Raw genomic sequence first — 21,605 nt, forward strand, 5'->3', positions numbered from 1 at the left:
GGGCCTGTCGGTGCGACCAAGCCTAACTCTGACGCTTTTACCTGCGAGCGGTCTCATCTTGCCGTCAGCGTTGCAAACGGATGGGAACTGGGACGATTTATCAGTACCGGATAATCGATCTGCGAATCTGCCTCCTGTCGGTCGGTGTTTCCGTTGTGGATTTAACATTAAACGTGCGAACGGCGTTGCCCGCTTAATTTGAGCAACGCCGAGTTTTGTACCCGCATGGCCGCGACACTCACTGGGGAATGTTGTTCCATAGTCGGCCGATCGTCGGCTATGTGATTGCGCCCAGACCGCGCAAGGGCATCGCCATCGATGCGACGCTACGGAACCAACTACCGCTAAGCAGGTTTAGTAATCTGAACGATTAGCGAGCATGATAATGCCCAGGTATTTCTTCCATGTCAGAGATTGCGACGGGCTATCCCTTGATGAGGAAGGTGTGGAACTTGCCAGTGATGACCGGGCCCGAGCCGAGGCCATGCAGGCCGCCAGAGAAATGCTCGCCGAGAAAATCCTGAAAGGTGAGGTCGTCGATGGCGCAAGGTTCGAGGTGATACGCATAGATGGTGTGGTAATTGCGACAATACCCGTGCGCTCAGCCCTGCGTCTGGACTGAGGGAAGGCGCCTACCGCAACATGGATGACGGACGCCGGTTACCGCTGTTGCAATTAACTGGCTTTGAACCAGTCAAACCGATCTCACCGGTGTCGGCAGTCGCTCGCGGCTCTCCACATGATGGTCCCGAGCGTTAGTCAAACTGATTTTTATTCAGACAGGAGAAATATCGTGACAGACGAAAACACCATTACCATCCGGGCACGGTTCAGGACACGTGAGGCGGCCGATCTGGCTGTCGAGCATCTGGTACAGCAGGTGGGCATTTCGCGCCCAGATATATTTATCCAGTCGGCCTCCGATCAAAATACAAATGGAACAAATTCCTCACGCGGCGACGTCGATCGGCTCGACGCACCGCATGAGGGCGAGATAGAGGTTTCGGCCGACATCGCGGCGAGCCAGATACCGGCAGTACAGCAGAGCTTCGGTAATGCCGGTGCAATACACGTTACTGGCAAGTAAACACAGCGACGCGCTCGGCGGGTTCTAACAAGTCCTGTGGCGCTGTGATGTGTTCCTAATCAGGCGACGTAACGTTGCGATCCTGGCAGAACGCTGGCTTCTTCGGCAGCTGTCAAAAACAGCTCGCGAGCCTCTTCCGGTGTCGCTCTTCCATCAAGGGCGGCGCGACATCTGCTGCGCGCCATGGCGTAGGCTGGACCACTGATAGAGGGCCATTCGTCCAAAAGTAAAATTAAAGCCGCAAACGGGCCGTGTACGGTCTGCCTTCCGCTATGGGGCATGTTGACTTCGACCGGGGTATTCCAGGAAAGGGCAGGCATATTATCCTCCATTGCTGCTGCCGCTACCAACACCGCCTCGCCAGGAAAGTTCCTCGTCCTTTGTTCTTCCGGCGCAAATGTACGCTGGCTTACATAGTGACGCCTCACACCCCAGATCCATCGCTGGACAGCACTTGTGCGGGTTATCGTTGTGAGATGGTCCAACTGGAAACTGACACGCTATCGACGGTAGTGTTGCGATCTGGTGGAACAAGGTCGTCTTGCACGACAACAGGAGGCTTCCAGCAGTAGGGTGTCTTGCGCTTCGGCCAAAGTTTCAGGTGAATTCATATCTTCGGTAAAGACAGATTTCATGGCTTGAAATTCACAACATGAAAAACCATCTGATCGCCGTTTTCTGCAACATGGAGATTACCAATGACCACAGGACAGGACGCTCTGCCCGAAAAACATTCATTTGAAGCCGATGTCAGTCGCCTTCTGCATATGATGGTCCATTCTGTCTACTCGGACAGGGATGTCTTCCTGCGCGAACTGATTTCGAATGCCGCAGATGCCTGCGAAAAGCTTCGCTATGAATCAATATTGCAGCCGCAGCTCAATCCTGAGGGCACGCAGCCAGAAATCCTCGTTAAACTCGATGAACAAGCTTCTACGGTCGTTGTCGAGGACAACGGCATTGGCATGAGCCACGACGAAATGATCGATGCCCTCGGTACGATTGCCCGCTCGGGGACCAAAGCCTTCATGGAAAGGCTCGAAGCCGCCAAAACCGGGGACAAGGCGCAACTGATCGGTCAGTTTGGGGTGGGTTTCTATTCCTCCTTCATGGTTGCCGAGAGGGTCGATGTCATTTCCCGTCGCGCCGGCGAGGCCGCCGCCTGGAAGTGGTCGTCCGACGGGAAGGGCAGTTACGACATGGTTGCCGTCGATCTTGATCAGGCGCCTGAAAGGGGCACCCGAGTCATCCTGCACCTACTGGAGGATGCGAAGAAGTATACCGGCAAGTGGCCCGTAGAGAAAATCATTCGTGACCAGTCCGGGCATGTACCCATTCCCGTACGCCTGATTGAAAAGGATGGCGCTGAACCGACGCAAGTCTCTGATGGTGTGGCGCTCTGGACCCGTTCCAGGAGCGAAATTGCCAAACAGGATTACGACGATTTCTATCGTGGTATCTCCGGGGACTATGATGCACCTTTGACAACAGTCCATTTCCACGCCGAGGGCCGCCACGAATATACCACTCTGGCGTTCGTCCCGGGAGCCCAGCCGTTTGATCTGTTCGACCCGGAGCGTAAGGGGCGAATGAAACTCTACGTGAAGCGCGTCTTTATCACGGACGATGCCGAAGTGCTGCCAAGATACCTCAGGTTCGTGCGTGGTATTGTGGATACGTCTGACCTGCCTCTTAATATTTCGCGCGAGACAATCCAGGAAAGTCCGGTCCTGTCGGCAATCCGCAAAGGGGTTACCAACCGGGTCATTGCCGCCTTGGAGAAACTGGCTGAAAACGAGAGCGACACTTTCGCCAAATTCTGGGACCTCTTCGGACCGATTTTAAAGGAAGGGATTTACGAAGACTGGGACCGTCGTGAGCAACTGCTCAAGCTGGCGCGGTTCCAAACAACAGCCGTCGACGCCGCCACGCGTACCATCGGTGACTACGTAGCGGACATGAAGGATGGGCAGTCATCGATCTATTACATCAACGGGTCCAGTATTGACCAACTGAGGTCTTCGCCACATCTGGAGGGCTTTCGTGCCAAAGGAATTGAAGTGCTGTTGCTGTCGGATCCGGTTGACAGTTTCTGGCCAGGCAACATATCCGAGTTTGAGGGCAAACCTCTCAAGTCTGTCACCCAGGGTCTGGCCGATCTAGACGAAGTTTCTGGCGTGGATGGCACCGGCGCTCCAAAACACGAAGCGCCTGCGAATGTCGCTGCCTTTATCGATCTCGCCCGTAGCGTTCTTGTTGACGAGCTCGCCGACGTGCGGGTATCTGGCCGTTTGACCGAAAGTGCCGTGTGTCTCGTGGCATCTGAGCATGGCCCGGATAGACAGCTTGAAAAAATCCTTCAAGGGGCAGGGCGACTTCAAACCGCGTCAAAACCGATCCTTGAAATCAATGCGCAAAACGAAGTGGTTCAGCGTATTGCCAGCGTCGAAGACAGGATATTTCTTGAGGATGCCGCGTGGCTGCTGCTCGATCAGGCCCGCATTCTCGACGGGGACAAACCCTCCGACCCGCGCGCCTTTGCACAGCGTCAGGCGAGACTGTTATCTTTGGCGGCAGGGCTAAACCAGTAAGCCTTGTCCAAACCCCGGCTGTCATGGCCGGGGTCTTGCCTGGCGCGCAACCCGCCCTGTATGGGCGTAGAGGAGACAACGGAACAGCCGACCTTTGTAAAATCATCGACACGCGCATTGCCAAAGTGACGTGCGCATTGTGAAACAAACTCAACGAAGGCGGGGTATGTCCCGTTCTTGAATTTCCAGGGAGTAATTCGCAGTCCAGGATACCAAGTCAAAATGCGGCGAGAGATAGAAGGCCTGCCGCTGACTTTGACGGGCACCGCGCCGGGAGCTCAAAGCGTCATAGCGAACTCAAGCTCCGCTCGGTTTTGCAGGCAGGGAGGAACCAACTGCTAATTAGCGAACCCCTGCACCTGTCATGTCTCCAACATCCACGCAGGCCAAACCGTATTTTTATTTTTCTTCTTAAACTATGAGCGGATCCGGCACGCATTTCCCTAAATCCTGTCGGCAAACAGCCGGTCGAGTTCCCGCGCCAATTGTTCTTGCGTATACGGCTTGCCAAGCCTTGCAACGTCAAGCTCCACGCCGGGCGGCAGTTCTGCATAACCGGAGGCGATTAGGATCGGAAGCTTCGGGACAACATGGCGGACTGCAACAGTCAAATCTGCGCCCGTCATACCAGGCATGGAATAGTCCGTGATGAGGAGGTCGAAACCGCTGCCATCCCCAAGTTGTTCCAATGCCTCTTTCCCTGAGTGCGCTTCCACGACGTCGTGTCCAAGATCCATCAGCATATCAGCTGAGCTCATCGCTATGAGAACGTCATCGTCAACCAGCAATATCCGTTTCGGTCCTGATGCGCTGACAGTTGGGTCGATGGTTGCCTCAACCACTGCGGATTTATTGGTGATTTCGGATGTGGCAGCCGGAACCCACAATTCTGCTCTAGTGCCTTTGCCCAGCTCGCTTGTCAGCTTGAGATCACCTTTCAGCTGGGACGCCAGGCCATGGATCATCGAAAGGCCAAGGCCGGTGCCCTTTCCGAGCTCCTTGGTCGAGAAGAAGGGCTCAACAGCTTTTTGCAGTGTGTCACGATCCATACCGTAACCTTGGTCAACCACCGACAGGACGACGTAATCGCCTGCCGCAAGGTCACCGGACGGGGTGGCCTGATGAACACCGTTCAGGCTGATGCGGATCTCGCCTCCATCCGGCATGGCGTCGCGGGCGTTAACAACGAGATTGAGGAGCGCCAGTTCAATCTGGTTGGCATCTGCCGAGACCAGAGGAAGATGATCGGGCACATCAGTTTTGATCACTATTGTCGAGCCGACGGATCGTTCCAGCAGGTCTTCCATTCCGGTGACCAGCGCGAGCATGTCGACCGGGTCAATGCGCAGATCCTGCCGACGCGAGAACGCGAGAAGCCGCTGGGTGAGCGAAGCGCCGCGTTTTGCACCCTGTTGAGCACCCTCAATGAGGCGGACCGCTTTTGCATCTTCGCCAACGTACTTTCGCAGGAGTTCAAGATTGCCAAGTACGGCCATTAGCAGGTTGTTGAAATCATGCGCCACGCCACCCGTCAGCTGGCCGATCGCTTCCATCTTTTGTGACTGGCGCAACTGTTGCTCGGCGCTCTCCCGCTGGTTCACCTCTGCCATCATTCTGGCGTGGGTCTCTTCCAGTTTACGGGTCCGTTCTGCAACGCGCTCTTCAAGAACCTCGTTCAGTTGTCGCTGATGCTCTTCCGCTTTCAGTCGTGTGGTGATGTCGGCCGAGACGCCGACGAGCTTTATGGCCTTACCTTCGCGGTCCCTGTAGAGCTGGGCGCGGATCTCGGCCCAATGGACAGAGCCGTCACTCCAGATCGTGCGGTACTCTATCGCGTAGTCGGCGCCGGTTTCAATGGTCGTTCGAACGGCCAACTGCATCCGGTCGACATCCTCAGGATGGATACTGGCCAACAGATCCGTGTAGGAGAACTCCTCGGTGGCATTGCGACCGAATATTGATCGAAAGGTCGTCGAAGTGATCAGTTCGCCGGTTGCAAGATCGAATTCCCACGCACCCAGTCTGCCGGCACTGAGGGCCGTTTGAAGACGTCTTTCGCCTTCATCAAGAGCCTCTATTCTAGCTCGGGCATCGAATTGGCGGCGACGGCCCCGCATGGCGGATCGCGCAACACTTATGAAGGTGGTTGGATGAAATGGCCGTTCAATGAAGCTCACGTTGCCCAGGACTTCAGATAATCTTGCCGCCGCCGGATTGCGTTCAGGTCCACCACCACGGTTCGTGAGGATGACGAACGGAAGGTCAGACCAACTCGGCTGCGCCTCGATCCACGTGGAAAAACCTCTCAGATCGGCAGACCGAAAAGCCTCCTCTGTGACAACGGCGAAGGCGATGTCGTCAGTCAACTTCGCCACAAACGACGCGATATCACTCACTGCGGTGGCGGCCACCCCAGCCTCTTTCAGGAGCGAAACTGCAATCTCCGCGTCACGGCCGATAGGAGCGTAAACCAGGGCGCTTGTGTCGCTGTTAGGAATTGTCGCTACCCTCACCGGTCATTGGAAGAAGAGGGTTTTGATCCCCCACAAAGTTAGGGACGCCACGCAGAATTCCCTGAAAGGCCGAAAGCGGCTCGCCGAGCGTTAGTCCGCTACCGGATATTTTAAATTCGCGAATAGTATCTTCGTGTGGCCCGGTGCGTTTCTTGATCACCGATACTGCCCGCCGAACTTTTCCCAATGCCTCGAAATACCTTAGAAGAATGACGCTGTCTGCAAGATAGGTAACGTCAACAGGCGATTTCATGTCGCCGACCAGACCATGCTGTGCGACCGTCAAAAAAGTATTTGCACCCTGCCTGTTGAGGTATTGCAAAAGTTCATGCATGTGCAGGATGAGAGCATTCTCTTCCGGCATCGCAGCTTGATAGCCATTAATGCTGTCGATTACGACCGTCTTGGCTTCATAGGTTGAAGCCCGGTCACGAACACGCTGCGCAAATTCACCCGGTGACAGTTCGGCGGCATCCAATTGCTCTATGTGGATATGGCCTTGGGCGTGCAGTGTTTCCAGGTCGATACCCATGGTCTTGGTACGGGCATAAAGCAGGCCAAGCTCCTCATCAAAGATAAAGATCGCGGCTTTTTCCCCTCGCTGGATTGCAGCGTTCACAAACTGCAGGGCGAACAAGCTTTTGCCGGTGCCTGCTGGCCCGATAAGCAGTGTGCTGGACCCGCGCTCGATGCCTCCGCCAAGGAGATCGTCGAACTCGGGAAGACCGCTGGATAAGGTGGTTCGCTCGAAACCGGTCTTGTGCTCAATTGCACGAAGCCGCGGAAACACCGAAACGCCGCCGGTCTTGATGACAAAATCATGATAGCCACCACGGAACGACTGTCCGCGATATTTTATCACCCTCAGGCGACGACGTTCAGAACCGTAATCTGGAGCCAGTTGTTCGAGATAGATCACGCCATGGACAACGCTGTGCACAGTCTTGTCGAAATTTTCCGACGTCATGTCGTCGAGCAACAGGACGGTGGCATCCGAACGTGAAAAGAAGTGTTTCAAAGCAAGTATCTGTCGGCGGTAGCGCAGCGAACTTTGTGCCAGCAAGCGGATTTCGGAAAGACTGTCTATTACGACGCGCTGAGGCTTGATGCGATCAAACGCCTCGAAAATCATTCTTGTGGTTTCACCGAGCTCGAGATCCGAGGAATAGAGCAGACTTTGCTGTTGGTCGGCGTCGAGAAGGCTTTCTGGCGGTACGAGTTCAAAGATTTCGATCTCGCTACCGATTTCCATACCATGTGATTTTGCGCAATCACGCAGCTCTTCGTTCGTCTCCGATAGGCTGATGTACAGACAGCGCTCGCCGAGTTTCGCGCCTTCGATGAGGAACTGCAGGGCGATTGTCGTTTTGCCGGTCCCCGGAGATCCCTCTAAGAGGAAAACGTGCCTGCGAGTTAAGCCACCGGAAAGTACATCATCCAATCCCTGTACGCCTGTTCTAGCGCTCTGACTTAAAATCTCGTCCATGTTTCCTCCGCACTTCCTAAAATACTTAGATACAGGTCTCAAGAGAATCAAGGCTGGAGTAGCAAGCTGGTTCGGGGACTGGACGATTATGGACCTTACGCGAAGACAAAAAGCGTGCTGCTTTACCGCTATGAAGTCTGGTGGATACCTTTGTCCTTTGACTGCTCAATGGCTGCTGTTGGGAGAACGCCCGTTTGGCGTTTCGGGTCGAGCGCGGCCATCACTGCGGATTGTTAGACGACGGCGTTGGGTTAACGAGATGGCCCACGTTCAGGCCCTGGTTTGTCATAAGCTCATCGAGTTCGTTGCGACTTCAGATCGGCGGAACGGCTGTCATATGGGGTAGTGCTGCTCGATGCTGGTGCGGCATTGTTGTAATCGCTCGCAGCCTACCGTACGGATTTATGCTTTGATTGCTCCATTGCTTCAGGCAAGGAGATGTCGTGTCGCCTCGACACCATTGAATTCGATGCCACACATTCCACGCTCAAACGAAATGTGTGGCATCTCTAGGTTTTGCGTTGGGGACGCAGCCCGCATAACGCGGTTCAGGTTCAGGTCAGCATTGGTTCAGCTTCAGCTCAGCATTGGTTCATGTTCAGTTGGCTGATCATATTGTTATAGTTCTGGAGGAGGGAACTTGCGTCCTGCTGCTGCCGCGACTGCATCAGCTGGAACTGGGAGCCTTGCTGCTTGTCCTTTTCATACGAGCCGTCTTCGGTCCTGTGGATGATCTGCCTGCCGACGGAGAGATAGGCATTGGCATTGGACATGATGGCAAGGCAACCCGTGCTGTTTTGGTCCCGCACCTTGCGATCATAGCCTGACGCCATGGTGGCGAACGCGTCGAGCGCAGCCTTGAACACGTCCTTGCTGTCACCAAAACCCTCGCCATTCAGGAAACTAGAGGCCTGGTCGATGCTGTCCTTGATATGATAGACCATGCCGAGCCGGAAATAGGCGAGCGTGTCCTTTTCCGTCCCGTTAAATTCCAACTTGATGCGGGCGCGGTCCTTTGCCTCGATCGCTCTGGCGTAATTCATCTGGGCCTTTGCGAGGGTTTCCATGGCGGAGATATAGGCGGGCTGAATCTCGCGTCCATGCGCGCCCTTATCGCTCAGATAGGTCTTGGCCTCGATGTAATTGTCCAGGTCGCGATCAAGAGGGATAGCCTTGTCCAACGCATCGCTATAGGTCTGCGCCGAAACGTCAAGTTCGGCCATGTCGGGTTTCATGGCCCGCGCTTTGTCCAGATTCTCCTTGACCCGGCTCATCGTCGACGATGAAGGGAAAAGGAGGTCGTCATTCTCTTCGTTGCCGTCAAGTACAGGCTGAATATAGCGCTGATATGTTGCCAGATCCTCGGCGTAAGGTCGGTGCACCGAATTGGCAACCTCGACATAGGCGTTGTATTTTTGAACTTCTGACTGTTCGCTGGAGGTTTGTGTCTCTCGCGCACGATCTGTCTGGCTGGAGGTGTTGTCATCACACGCCGACAGAATGAGCAGGGCTGCTGCAATGGCGAAAAAGGGAGACAGGGGGTTAAAGTTTTGATTTTGTTTCATTTGCGTCCTCATTTCATCTCTGAGGAGATCGTCACTTCCAAGCTGCAAAGACATAAAATTGCAAACAAGATTTCAGGATCCCGTTCAGGTCAAAGCGCCTGTTGGGTATCGGTGGTACAAGGCACTAAGACGGGGAGCCTTTTGGCGTGATTTAGGGGTGGAGGCAAGCCCAGCGGACGTTTCACCTGCCTTTCGCCCGGAACGCCACTGGCGTCCATAGATGCTCCGACCAATCGAGCCGCGATGTGTACGCGCTCAAACTCCATACAGAATTAAAGCGCCTGCTATCTGCACAACGCAACCGCGAGGCGCCACGTTATCGCACGCCGCCCGGCATCGATGTGACTTTGCATTTGCGTGCGCGCAGATCATGTTACTAAAGCACAGCGGGATCGGGGCGCGCTTATATCGCTTCAATGGCACAATTTGTCGTCGTTGACAGAGGCATACTGCCCCACTTCTCAAAGTGTAAGCTTGTGATATTAGCATCACAAAGCCTGCATAGGCCATTGATAACCTTAGTCCGCCCCGGTAGTTCTGAAAATAGTGAGTGGCATCTGTCAAAAGAGATTTACGATGAGCGCATCAAGGTCGCAGCCTGAATGGAGTGCAGACGAGCTTAGACGGGCTATTAAATCGGCGGGGGTGGCGCTTTGGACCTGGATGCTGGACGACGATACGTTCGTCATGGACACCAAGGCATATGAACTTTGGGACATACCAGCAGAGACGGATCTCAGCTTTGAGCATCTTTCAGCTAAGGTCCATCCTGCGGACAGAGACCGCGTCAGGGCGGCGTTTGTTGCCACGCGTGCGATTGATGGACCCTTTGAAATCGATTTCCGCATCCTCACGACCACCTCTGATGTCCGATGGATCTCCGCGCGTGGCCAAGGGAACGACGGCGATACATCAACAAAAAAGACGACTGGAATTTTTCTTGACGTAACGGGGCGCAAGCAGGCGGAGGAAAGTCATGAGCTGCTCGCCGGTGAGATGAGCCACCGCGTTAAGAACCTGCTCGCTTTGGCTTCCGGCCTCACGAGCATCACGTCGCGTTCAACTGAAACGAAGGAGGAGATGGCAAAGCAGTTGACGCAGCGCCTTACCGCACTCGGACGCGCCCATGAGCTTGTCCGCCCGCTTCCTGATGGTCAGGGGCGCGCGGCTTTGCTGGGTGATCTGTTTAGTGTGCTGTTGGCGCCATACGACGACCATGGCGCTTTCGCCGGGCGTATCCGCGTTGCAGTTCCACGCATGGGGCTTGGGGAGAGGGCCGCGACAAGTCTTGCGCTCATCATTCACGAACTCGCAACGAACTCGCTGAAGTATGGTGCCCTTTCAAACGAAACGGGGTCCCTCGACATTTCCGGGGCATCAGCCAAAGACGACATCGAGATCGTTTGGAGCGAGCACGGCTGTGATGGTGTCGGTGCGGCGAAGACTGCCGAAGGCTACGGCAGCAAATTGCTTCATCGAACCGTCTCAGGGCAGCTGGGAGGGTCAATTGACTTTAACTGGGTTGAAGGGGGAGTTGTCGTGACGCTCCGGGTAAAGGAAAGTCGGCTAACAGCCTGAATGTGAAACGCTTGCTCATACCAACAGGCTAACGGTGTCTTGTCACCTAGAGTTGCCGTTGTTGGAGAATGACCGTCCGTTAAGTGAGTTTTGAAACAGACTGTCGGGTGAAAAAAGCTGTTAGCGACAAACTTGTTTTTTAAGCGCCTCGTCACTGTCATGGCTCTCCATGGAAACAGGCGAACCTCTTGCGATGATCAAACCTTGTCATAAGTGAACGACGTCAAAAGCGTCGTGACGAAGTTGCTGGCTTTTTCCTTGACCAGGACTTCCGTCCATTCATCCGTCCCGCGAAGCATCAGTCCGGTGTAGATGCTGTCGACGGCTGCCTCTTCAACTCTCTTGATATGCGCTTGGAAGGACGCCTCGTCCCCTGATTTGTACAGGTCTCGAACGACCATCCGCAGAATTTCCTGCACGGCAATCTGCCAAGCCGTGTTGATTGCCTGAAGTTCGTTGGCTTGGTTCGTCATCGAGAACTCCTGTTATTGCGGCCACTGGCCACCTGGGCCACCCGCGCAGTTGCGGTGTCATCAGGCCAAAAAAAAAGGCCAGGCAACTTGCCTGACCTCAGTAGGTATTGTGCTTTCAACAGTGCCAGTACATCCGTGGTCAAAGGAAAGCAGATACCGATTTAAGCAGCCTGAAGATTGCAAGCCGACATTTTGCCGGACTTGTTGTCGCGCTCCAGATCGTAGCTAAGCTTCTGGCCTTCGACGATTTCGCGCATTCCGGCGCGCTCGACGGCAGAGATGTGAACGAACGCGTCAGCGCTGCCGTTGTCAGGCTGGATGAAGCCGAAGCCCTTGGTGGAATTAAACCATTTAACTGTGCCGGTGATCATAATGAACCCTTTCGTAGCAATATAGATGACCTCAGCGCGACTGCGCTGCGGATGATGATAACGATTGTTTTAAAGGGAGGGTTCGTTGAAAGCGCGGTGCTAATCGCGCGGTAACCAAAGCTCAGCAAGAAAATATCGATAATGGATAGATACTGGATCTAAATCGGATTGTCAACTTTTAGTTTTGCGAGCATTTCCGCACATCTATCTAAGGATGTATTCTCGCCCAGCGCACGCTTCCTGACCATTCACGCTGACTGTCAAAGTTCAACGCGGCGGTTCAGATATACCAGAGCAGTTGTTACCTCTCGAGCAGGTTTGCTGGCAGAGGAAAAAATACGCACGCATTTTTGGACACCAGGAGAAACATAGAGAAAATGACTTTGTCCGGCCGGCTCTTCGACTTATGCCGTAAGATAGGTGTACGTCTATTCCGCTTCTTCAAGGCGAGTGCTCGCTAATCCAGAAATCGCTAATGAAAGCTCAGTCAGCTTTGAGCGAGACTTGATGACCTCATCAGCTGAAATACCGGATGCCAGCCTCCCGGCGAGAGTAACTTTCGAATTGCACCATTCCCGCTGGTGCCGCGGACGCGCATCTCTGGTATGTTAATGGTTGTTAGAGCTGCATACCGACGACACGAGAAAAAGCTTCGAATTGGCAAGTCGTAACAGCACGACAAACAAGCCAGCAGTTGAACCAAATAGAAAGACGGCAGGACCACTATCCACACGCTCGAAGGGGCGATGAAAGGAAGTCATGTTCTCTCTGACCTATGACCGCGTCAAAACTGTGCTGCTCTCGATTGCGATACTCGGTCTCGTAAGTGGGCTGGTTTTTTTCGCATACGACAAGCCCGATATGGCCGTCCTTGCTTGGCGGGTCGGGGTTATTCCGGTCTTGATTGCTCTGGTCGTCGAAATCCTTCGCAGTCTCTGGCGAGGTGAAGTCGGGCTGGACATTGTCGCGGCGCTTTCGATGTCGGCAGCGCTGTTATTCGGTGAAACGCTGGCCGCATCGGTGGTCGCCGTAATGTATGCCGGCGGCACTTTTCTTGAGAACTTTGCGGAGGGCCGTGCCAGGCGCGAAATGAGCACACTCCTGTCCCGGGTTCCCAGAACTGCCACACGCCATGAAAACGGCACTCTAGAGGTTGTCGCGCTCGACAAGATTGAACCAGGCGACCTCCTTTTCATTCATCAGGGCGCCATCGTGCCGACAGACGGATATATTGAGGGCGCGCAGGCGATCGTCGATAAGTCTGCCATCACGGGTGAATCAATGCCCGTGCGACTTGTGCATGGTGACGAGTTGATGAGCGGCTGTACGAATGCGGGCGAGCCCTTTGACCTGCGCGTTCGGCGTCGGGCGGTTGACAGCACTTACGCCGGGATCGTCCGGTTGGTTGAAGCAGCGCAAGCATCCAAGGCACCGATGGCGCGGCTTGCGGATCGATATTCAATGCTTTTCCTCGCGGTGACAATTGCACTCGCGACAGCTGCATGGTGGCTCACTCGTGATCCTATCCGGGCCGTGGCGGTGTTGGTCGTGGCAACGCCTTGCCCGTTAATCCTTGCAGTACCTGTCGCTCTCGTGGCTGGGCTGTCACGGGCGGCGCACTTTGGTGTTCTCATCAAGGGCGCAAAGCCATTGGAAGTCCTGGCACGGATCACGACACTGGTTCTCGACAAAACCGGTACACTGACAGATGGACGTCCCCAGATCGTGTTGATTGAACCATGCAACGGTATGTCGGAGGATGAAGTTTTATATTTCGCTGCGGCTCTTGAACAGGCGTCAAAGCATCCGATGGCCGTGGCGATTGTTACTGCGGCCCACCGCAGGGGTGTTGCGCTGCCAGCGCCCGAGCACGTAACGGAGCGTCCTGGAGAGGGAGTTAGCGGAACCGTTTCAGGTCACCTGGTCAGTGTGGGAGGAGTTTCGTTCGTCAATCAGCAAATCGGCGCAGCGCCGATTCCCAGCCCGATCTTGAATGTTGGTGCGGTAATTGTCGCGCTTGCAGTCGATAATAAAATTGCTGGCTACATCACCATGGCCGATGCTCTTCGCACAGGTGTCGCAGAGCTTATGGCTAACCTGCGTCAACTCGGCATACGCCGTATCCTGCTAGCTACTGGCGATAGAAAGGCAGTCGCCGAAGATGTTACAAAAAACCTGGGGCTTGATGCGGTCAAATCAGATCTAACGCCAGACGAGAAAGTTCTTCTTGTGACTGCTGAACGCAAGAACGGGCTAGTGATGATGGTAGGAGACGGTGTTAACGATGCACCGGCACTTGCTGTTGCGGATATTGGCGTTGCCATGGGGGCTCGTGGAGCCGCGGCCTCAGCCGAGGCTGCGGATATTGTTCTTCTCGTCGATCATCTTGACCGCCTGCTTCCGGGTATCGAAATTGCGCAACGCGCGCGGCGTATAGCGCTCGAAAGTGTCGTGGCCGGTATCGGAATGTCGACTATCGGTATGACCGCGGCGGCCTTTGGATACTTAACGCCGGTACAGGGCGCCGTCATTCAGGAATTGATCGATGTGGCTGTGATCCTCAACGCGTTGCGCGTTCTCGCGATTAAACCTCGAATTGGTCAAGAAATCACACGATAGAGCGGCGGAGGCGTCGAGCGGCATAATCAATTGAGAGACGGTTGCGAAAGAGGGGCGTCAACGCTCCTCTCTCGCTTCCGTGGCTTGGCGATCGCAGCAACGGTTGCTGCAAAATTTCCGCAAGATCAGCTCTTAATGAAGGCCAACAGGTCAGCATTGAGAACATCGGCATTAACCGTCAACATACCGTGAGAGAAACCAGGGTAGGTCTTGAGCGTGCCGTTCGTCAGGAGCTTGATCGCCTTGTGGGCAGAATCTGCGATCGGTACGATCTGGTCGTCTTCGCCGTGCAGAACAAGCGTTGGAACGGTGATCGCCTTCAGGTCTTCGGTCTGGTCGGTTTCAGAGAAAGCCTTGATGCCATCGTAATGGGCCTTTGCGCCACCCATCATGCCTTGACGCCACCAGTTCTGGATCACGCCTTCCTGGACGGTCGCACCATCACGGTTGAAACCGTAGAAAGGACCAGCCGGTACATCGCGAAAGAACTGGGCGCGGTTGGCAGCCAGTGCGGAACGGAAGCCGTCAAACACTTCGATCGGCAGACCCTCAGGGTTGCTGTCTGTCTTCAGCATCAGCGGTGGTACGGCGGACACCAGAACAGCCTTGGCAACACGACCGGCGGGCTGACCATGTTTTGCAACATAGCGGGCAACTTCACCGCCACCGGTTGAATGGCCGACATGAACGGCGTTCTTCAGATCAAGAGCTTCGACGACAGCAAATGCGTCGGCTGCATAATGGTCCATGTCGTGGCCGTCCGCCACCTGTGCCGAGCGACCATGACCACGACGGTCATGAGCAACAACGCGGTAACCCTTCGACAGGAAGAACAGCATCTGGGCATCCCAGTCATCCGACGACAGCGGCCAGCCATGATGGAAAACGATTGGCTGCGCGTCCTTTGGACCCCAGTCCTTGTAAAAAATTTCGGTGCCGTCCTTGGTTGTTACAAAGCCCATGTCGATTTCTCCTTGTGATGAACTGTTGGTGGATGAGTTTTGCGAGAAGGCGATCGCCGGAACGCTCACGCTGGCAAGGGCGATGCTTCCGATCAGTACGCTGCGTCTCGACACGAAAAACCGGTTTGTATCAGATGTCATGGCATTTCTCCTGTCGCGCTTTGTCTGCGAATTCCGTATTTGACAAAGAGAAGGTATCGCGATCTTCTATCGAAAACACGTGGCGGAAATGACTTTATCCGAGGCAAAAGTGGCAAATACCAAAACACCTGATTTCATAGAGGTGGGCTTACTGGTTTACCAGGATTGTCAGCTGGCTGCCGTCTATGGACTGACCGATCTGTTTCGCGTCGCCAACGACTGGTCTACAAATCTGCAGGCGCCGACAACTTATCGCAACATTCGGGTCAGTCACTGGAAGATGGAGGGTGGTGACGTATCCTGCACATGGGATTCAAGCCCTGGCATCCCACACGCGTTGAGCTACGTCATCGCGCCGCCTAGCATCATCATGCCTGAGAAGATGCAAAGCATGAGCCCGGCGTCGCAATGGCTCGCGTCCCAGCATGCGCGCGGCGTTACTGTCTGTTCAATTTGTGCCGGGGCGTTTGTCCTTGCTGAGACCGGGCTCATCGACGGCCGACGCGCCACGACCCACTGGGCTTTTGCAGACAGGCTTGCTGAACAGTTTCCCAAGATTGACGTGTCACCCGATAACATGATCATCGATGATGGCGATGTCATCACCGCTGGCGGAATTCTGGCCTGGGCTGATCTGGGCCTGCTCCTTGTCGAGAAGCTGCTTGGGCAGGCAGTGATGCTTGAGACGGCACGCTTTCTTGTTGTTGATCCGCCGCGTCGCAGTCAGAGCCAGTACAAGGCTTTTCTTCCCCGCTTCGATCATGGCGATAAGGAGGTCCTGCAGGTCCAGCACCAATTTCATGCGACGCCTGAGATGCAAAAATCGATCGGTGAGCTAGCAGACAGCGTGCGTCTTTCCGAAAGGACACTCCAGCGCCGCTTTTTGCGTGCGACACGGCTCAAGCTGACCGAATATCTACAAAATGTGCGCATCATGAAGGCGCGGCAGTTGCTTGAGACGACGAATGGTTCTGTCGAGAGCATTGCCTGGGCGGTTGGTTATACCGATCCAGCCGCCTTTCGAAAGGTTTTTGGCAGGCTGACCGGCGCTACGCCAAATGTCTATCGCGGTGACGCGCGCGTATGATTGTTCTGTGGTCGAGAAACTTACCGCTCGCGAAGCGATCATGTTCTCTCTCGCGCTTGCCTCAAATTCGGTGCGTTCTCCCCATCCCGGAAAGTTTGTGATTGGACATCGAATGATCGAAGTGAGAGAGCGCTACCCGACCGTGAGACACAAAATGCTCAATACGGACTGATAAAAACGTCCCTGCCGCTAAATTCTTCCTTTGTCAGCGCTGGTGTTTGGCAACTTTTGTGTCAGTTCACCGCCATATCTACGGGACTACCAACAGCCTAAGGCATTGCTCTCATTTATGTTTCTTGGCTCCAGGCACCTGAAGTGATCGCATTTCCATATCCCTCTCGGAGATATTTAAGCGGACTTTTTTCGCTTTCGAATGCCTGCACTACCACTCGATGGATGAGCCATCGTATGCGATAAAACTTCCCGTTTGCGTACTGGCAACTGCGTTCAGCGCCTCCAAAATCATCTTTGCCGCATCATCCGGTCGAATTCTCTCACGCCCGCGCGAGAACGGCTCCGACAGGCTGGTTTCGACTGTCCCAGGATGGACACCTACGAGCACAGCGTCAGGATGCGTGCGCTTGAACTCGATTGACGCAGTACGGATGATTTGGTTCAGAGCAGCTTTCGATGAGCGATAGGAAATCCACCCTCCAAGGCGATTATCTCCGATCGAGCCAACCCTTGCCGACAGGAAGGCGCAGATGCCACGCTTTTCACGATCAACGAGCGGAAGAAAGTGCTTCATTACAAGTGCAGGCCCGATGGCATTTATCCGAAACTGCGCTGTCATCGCGTCGGGATCGAGCTGCCTGATTGTTTTTTCGGGGCCGACACCATTGATCGTCAAAGCGCCCGTCGCACATATCAACAAATGGATTTTTTTGCTGGCGATCTTTTGCACGCAAGAAACGAGCGATGCTTCCTCGGTAATATCCAGCCCGTCTTTACTGCGTGACATACAGATGAGCTCGTTGCAGCGCGGATCAGCACTGAGTGTCTGTTGTATGGCCGACCCTATCCCGCCGCTCGAGCCTATGACCAGAGCGGTATAGTTGTCGGGAAGTGAAGACATTTCAGGCATATGCAATTCCCGAGATACGTGTCAGTTAAGCTGGGCTTCCGGACTGCCATATCGCTTAGAACAGAACGGCCCTGACTACAGACTGTTTGTTTGAGTCGAGTATGGCTTGGAACGAATTTGATATGTTCAGGCGTCGCTGTAAACCTGTGGCGACATATTCCCCCCGCGATGCAAGAGAACCCGCCGCATTGCGGCTGGGTTGCATGCATTAGCATTTCGGACTGCACACGGCACTAGTGCCCGTCTCTAAGAGTGGGTGACTGCCATTACGCAGTGATTTCGAGTTCGCCCGTCGCCATCCCATTGACAGTTGTTTCGACCGCCTTTTTCTTTGAAGCAGACTGGCGTCTTCAATCGGGATCCACCATGACCTGACGGGGTTTGCCTGGCTTTACATCCCCAACGCGGACGATGTTTCGAAAGCCCACCGGATGATCATTCGTGTCTCCAACAACCGAAATTTATCCCTAGGTGGTTTGATCCACCGGGTGACTGTCGTGAATGAACATAGGGGTTGCCAAAATATGGTTTGCCCCGTTGAGAACATGACGCTTTATCATGTCTTTGGCCGCATCAACGTTCTTCTCCAGGGCGTACTCAAACAGGCGCTTGTGGTCATCAACAACACCTTGCCCACGAAAGTTTTTCGCAAGCATGTGATAACGCAAGAAGCGGTCAAAAACGGATGAGAGGCTCTGAACGAGCACTGCGGAATTGCATGCGGCGACAATTGCCAGATGAAACTCCCAGTCAAAACGGACCCATTCGGCCGTCTGCAGAGTATCCCCCGCGAGAAGTTTTTGCTCGACAGTCTTTAGGCGATGGTGGGCTGCGACAATTGTACCTTCCCACTCAAGATCGCCAGCGGCAAAGGAAAGCTCGATTGCCCGGCACTCCAAGAGAATTCGCAAGTCGGCGAGTTCCTCCAGTTCTCTTTGCGAGACTGGGCTAACCTCGAAACCACGCTGCCCTTCAGCAAGAACAAGGTTCTCCGCACTGAGGCGGCTAAGAATTTCTCTAAGCGAAGAAATGCTGATCGAGTAACGCTCACGGGCTTTTTCGAGTTTGATCTTGGAACCTGGAGGTAGAATGCCAAGTATGATGTCCTGCCGCAAGCGGCGGAAAACGGCGTCGCTGACGGTTTCAAGCGATGCCTTTGCGTCATTATTGTCTGTCACTTGTTCCTCGCCCATGGTCAATCCTGAAGCGGCGACTTGCGGGCCAGCGCATGCTCGACGCCGCCTTGAATATGCAGGCCAAGGATTTTCTTTGCGTTCTTCTGGTCACGGTTGAGCGCCGCATCCAGCAGCTGCTTGTGTTCGTCTGCAGCAATTTTACCGCGATAGGAGAGCGCGACCATTTGATACCGCAGGTATTTATCAAACACTGCCGCATGTGCCTCCATCAGCAGTTTCGATCCACATGCTGAAATCAGTGCCTGGTGAAACTCCCAGTCATAGCGCTTCCAATCTTCCGTATGGCTGGTATCGCCGCTGGCCATTACACCTTCCATGCGCGCCAGCTTGTAGTGGGCAGAAACCAGCCGCGCCTCCCAGTCGACATCACCTCTTTCGAGGGATTGCTCCAGCGCGTGCGTTTCCAGAAGCAAGCGCAAGCCAGCGACTTCCTTGAGATCGACGGATGACATGGGCATTACCTGAAAGCCACGTTGGCCTTCAGCCATCACGAGGCCATCGGATGCAAGCCGATTGAGAATTTCTCTCAGCGTGCTGATGCTGGTGTCGTAGGTATCCTTGAGCTTTTCTAGTTTCAGCCTTTGTCCGGGAGCAAGGCGACCGAAGATAATATCGGCCCGAATACGCTTGTAGCTACTCTCGGCAACGGTTTCGTTCAGTGTTTCAGACGACATGTCAGTATCTCGGATATTCTCTTAATCGTCATACATATTTTGCGGCGGTGCATAAATCCAGCCTCCTTGCGTTGAGGAGCGTCAATGTTTGCTCCTATCGCACATCCGGCGTGGGCTTTGGCACGCCTTCCGGTCGGAGTGCCTTTTTCAATGCCGAGATACGAAAAATGGCGTTGGCAGCGCCATATCCCCGGTAACCACTACGCTGCACGATCTCAAAAAAGAAACCCTCACCGAATGTCGTGCTGTAAAGCTGGAAATATTCTCCATGGTCGTCGCGATCATAGAGAATGTTCTCCACTTTCAGCCGTTCGGTCAGTTCCGGGTCGAGACCGAAGCGTGCTTCTACATCGTCGTAGTAGTTGGGCGAAATGGGCAGTGGCTTGAACCCATTGGCACGCAGGGCCGCGGCTGTTGCGAAGATATCCGAGGTATGAAAGGCCAGATGCTGCACGCCCGATCCAAATTTTTCAGCAATGAAATGGCCCGCCAGCGTACGACGGTTTTCTGCTCCATTCAGCGTCAGCCGCAAACTGCCCGAGGCATTCTGGACCACCTGACTGCGCACCACGCCTGCGGGATCGATGATATCAACCATTGCAGTTTTGTTGGCGTCGAAAATCGCTGTGTAAAACAGCAACCAGGTCAGCATCTCGTCATAGGCAACTGTCTGAGCGACGTGGTCGACATGAGTAAGGTGGGCAGACGAAATCTCCGCGTCCTCATGGGCGGGGAGAAAATCGATTTCCGCAAAGCGGCCGAGATCGCTTTTGTCATCGATCAGATAAATCAGTCCACCACCGACACCGCGTATGGCGGGTATCTCAATCTCACCTTCACTGACAGACTGCTCGAAGGGCTCGGCACCAAGCGCGATTGCGCGCGAATAGGCTTGCTTGGCATCATCGACTATGAGCGCGACCGCATAGGCGGACGTGCCGTGTACCGCAAAGGACGCGTTGGAGAAACCCTTGTCGTCGGTATTGAGCAAAAGGCGGATGTTGCCCTGTTGGAAAATCGCGACTTTCTTGGAGCGATGAGAAGCCGTCTTGCTAAAACCAAGGGTTTTCAAGATGCCTGCGAGGTTTTCACCGTCCTCCTCATCTGTTGAAAATTCAACAAAACCTATACCGGATACAGGCGCGCGCGCGGGCATTTCTGCCAGGGTCAGCGTTGCCGCTTCAGGATGACGACGAACCTGATCACCCAGATATATCAGCGAGCGGTAGCCATCAGCGGCAATTGTTTTGGGAGAGCCTCCGCGGAACTGGTCATTGAAAATTTCCAGGGAAAGATATCCGTCATAGCCAGTTGCAGCGACCGCGGCGGTGAACTCTGTCACCGGCAGATCGCCTTCACCCGGCATGTTGCGGAAATGACGTGACCAGTAGAGCAGATCCATGTCTATCAGCGGTGCGTCAGCAAGCTGCACGATGAAGATCTTTTCCTTAGGTATGGAGCGGATAGAATTGATGTCGATCTTGCGCGACAATGTGTGAAAACTGTCGAGTATTAGGCCAATATTAGGATGGTCAGTCCGTCGCACGATCTCCCAGGCGTCGCGGTGGTCATTGATATGCCTGCCCCACGCCAAGGCCTCAAAACCCACTCGCAAGCCACGTTTTGCCGCCCGCTCGCCCAACTCATGGAAGTCAGCGGCTGCGCGGTCTATGCCGCCAAGCGAGGCAGGTGAGACGTTGGAGCAGACGAGAACGAGATCGGTTCCCAGCTGCTGCATGACATCGAACTTGCGTTCGGCGCGATCAAAGGTGCGGCCACGCAGCGGCTCGGGCATGCCCTCAAAATCACGGAATGGCTGGAAAAGCGTAATGTCCAATCCGTGATCACGAACCATGCGACCGACGTCAGCAGGACTGCCATCAAATGCGAGGAAATCATTCTCGAAGATCTCCACCCCGTCAAAACCTGCCGCGGCGATGGCCGCAAGCTTTTCGGGAAAATCTCCGCTGATCGATACCGTGGCAATTGATGTTTTCATATTCGCTCCTCCAGAGGCAAATCATCACCGATATTCGTCATTCAGTAATTCGTGTGAATGCTGAAATGCATTTTATATGAGATTATAGAAAAACTCTGTTGATTTGGAAATGGCCTTATGTCAATTTTAACGTGTTGCCAGCTGGAGGAGAGTTGGCTGGCCCTTGGGCTACTAGAGGA

At 54.4% G+C, this 21,605-nt stretch carries 17 protein-coding genes; 6 read left to right on the forward strand and 11 right to left on the reverse strand.

Annotation, left to right across the window (positions count from 1 at the left end; genetic code table 11):
* The first annotated feature begins 379 nt into the window (after positions 1-379).
* Positions 380-622: a DUF6894 family protein gene (locus tag ACZ5FM_RS24050; protein WP_409515593.1), complete on the forward strand. Its 243-nt coding sequence runs from the start codon at positions 380-382 to the stop codon at positions 620-622.
* A gap of 171 nt (positions 623-793) precedes the next feature.
* On the forward strand, positions 794-1,087 hold the full coding sequence (locus tag ACZ5FM_RS24055; RefSeq protein WP_464041481.1) for a hypothetical protein: 294 nt from the start codon (positions 794-796) through the stop codon (positions 1,085-1,087).
* Between the two features lie 59 nt (positions 1,088-1,146).
* Here the strand turns inward: ACZ5FM_RS24055 and ACZ5FM_RS24060 are convergent, their stop codons facing one another.
* Positions 1,147-1,407, reverse strand: a complete 261-nt coding sequence (locus tag ACZ5FM_RS24060; protein ID WP_464041482.1) for a DUF982 domain-containing protein — start codon at positions 1,405-1,407, stop codon at positions 1,147-1,149.
* 378 nt (positions 1,408-1,785) lie between these two features.
* On the opposite strand from ACZ5FM_RS24060, the gene htpG reads away from it, so the two are divergent.
* Positions 1,786-3,678 carry a molecular chaperone HtpG gene (htpG, locus tag ACZ5FM_RS24065; protein WP_464041483.1) on the forward strand — a complete coding sequence of 631 codons (1,893 nt, stop codon included), beginning with the start codon at positions 1,786-1,788 and terminating at the stop codon, positions 3,676-3,678.
* Positions 3,679-4,121: 443 nt separating this feature from the next.
* Here the strand turns inward: htpG and ACZ5FM_RS24070 are convergent, their stop codons facing one another.
* The 3 genes from ACZ5FM_RS24070 to ACZ5FM_RS24080 form a co-directional block, all read right to left on the reverse strand.
* A complete protein-coding gene (locus tag ACZ5FM_RS24070; RefSeq protein WP_464041484.1) occupies positions 4,122-6,191 on the reverse strand; it encodes an ATP-binding protein in 2,070 nt (689 codons plus the stop codon).
* Positions 6,169-7,677 (reverse strand): ATPase domain-containing protein, encoded by a 1,509-nt coding sequence (locus ACZ5FM_RS24075; RefSeq protein WP_464041546.1) that lies wholly within the window; start codon positions 7,675-7,677, stop codon positions 6,169-6,171. The genes ACZ5FM_RS24070 and ACZ5FM_RS24075 overlap by 23 nt, the downstream gene beginning before the upstream one ends.
* A 581-nt stretch (positions 7,678-8,258) precedes the next feature.
* Positions 8,259-9,296 (reverse strand): YiiG family protein, encoded by a 1,038-nt coding sequence (locus tag ACZ5FM_RS24080; protein ID WP_464041485.1) that lies wholly within the window; start codon positions 9,294-9,296, stop codon positions 8,259-8,261.
* Positions 9,297-9,818: 522 nt separating this feature from the next.
* Here ACZ5FM_RS24080 and ACZ5FM_RS24085 point away from each other — a divergent pair.
* Positions 9,819-10,820 (forward strand): sensor histidine kinase, encoded by a 1,002-nt coding sequence (locus tag ACZ5FM_RS24085; RefSeq protein WP_464041486.1) that lies wholly within the window; start codon positions 9,819-9,821, stop codon positions 10,818-10,820.
* A 197-nt stretch (positions 10,821-11,017) separates the two neighbouring features.
* On the opposite strand, the gene ACZ5FM_RS24090 is transcribed toward ACZ5FM_RS24085, so the two are convergent.
* Positions 11,018-11,293 carry a hypothetical protein gene (locus tag ACZ5FM_RS24090; RefSeq protein ID WP_192490078.1) on the reverse strand — a complete coding sequence of 92 codons (276 nt, stop codon included), beginning with the start codon at positions 11,291-11,293 and terminating at the stop codon, positions 11,018-11,020.
* 161 nt (positions 11,294-11,454) lie between these two features.
* Positions 11,455-11,664, reverse strand: coding sequence for a cold-shock protein (locus ACZ5FM_RS24095; protein WP_192490079.1), 210 nt, complete (start codon positions 11,662-11,664; stop codon positions 11,455-11,457).
* 759 nt (positions 11,665-12,423) lie between these two features.
* Here ACZ5FM_RS24095 and ACZ5FM_RS24100 point away from each other — a divergent pair.
* Positions 12,424-14,283: a heavy metal translocating P-type ATPase gene (locus ACZ5FM_RS24100; protein ID WP_464041487.1), complete on the forward strand. Its 1,860-nt coding sequence runs from the start codon at positions 12,424-12,426 to the stop codon at positions 14,281-14,283.
* A gap of 125 nt (positions 14,284-14,408) precedes the next feature.
* Here the strand turns inward: ACZ5FM_RS24100 and ACZ5FM_RS24105 are convergent, their stop codons facing one another.
* Positions 14,409-15,245: an alpha/beta fold hydrolase gene (locus ACZ5FM_RS24105; protein WP_464041547.1), complete on the reverse strand. Its 837-nt coding sequence runs from the start codon at positions 15,243-15,245 to the stop codon at positions 14,409-14,411.
* Between the two features lie 229 nt (positions 15,246-15,474).
* Here ACZ5FM_RS24105 and ACZ5FM_RS24110 point away from each other — a divergent pair, with 229 nt between their 5' ends.
* Positions 15,475-16,473, forward strand: coding sequence for a GlxA family transcriptional regulator (locus tag ACZ5FM_RS24110; protein WP_464041488.1), 999 nt, complete (start codon positions 15,475-15,477; stop codon positions 16,471-16,473).
* Positions 16,474-16,855: 382 nt separating this feature from the next.
* Here ACZ5FM_RS24110 and ACZ5FM_RS24115 read toward each other — a convergent pair whose 3' ends face one another.
* The 4 genes from ACZ5FM_RS24115 to ACZ5FM_RS24130 form a co-directional block, all read right to left on the reverse strand.
* A complete protein-coding gene (locus ACZ5FM_RS24115) occupies positions 16,856-17,557 on the reverse strand; it encodes an SDR family NAD(P)-dependent oxidoreductase (RefSeq protein ID WP_464041489.1) in 702 nt (233 codons plus the stop codon).
* Between the two features lie 467 nt (positions 17,558-18,024).
* On the reverse strand, positions 18,025-18,750 hold the full coding sequence (locus tag ACZ5FM_RS24120; RefSeq protein ID WP_464041490.1) for a GntR family transcriptional regulator: 726 nt from the start codon (positions 18,748-18,750) through the stop codon (positions 18,025-18,027).
* 2 nt (positions 18,751-18,752) lie between these two features.
* Positions 18,753-19,427, reverse strand: coding sequence for a GntR family transcriptional regulator (locus tag ACZ5FM_RS24125; RefSeq protein ID WP_250984705.1), 675 nt, complete (start codon positions 19,425-19,427; stop codon positions 18,753-18,755).
* A 94-nt stretch (positions 19,428-19,521) separates the two neighbouring features.
* A complete protein-coding gene (locus tag ACZ5FM_RS24130) occupies positions 19,522-21,426 on the reverse strand; it encodes a bifunctional sugar phosphate isomerase/epimerase/4-hydroxyphenylpyruvate dioxygenase family protein (RefSeq protein ID WP_464041491.1) in 1,905 nt (634 codons plus the stop codon).
* Between the last annotated feature and the right edge of the window lie 179 nt (positions 21,427-21,605).

The sequence above is a fragment of the Agrobacterium sp. 5Ca50 genome, assembly GCF_055381905.1.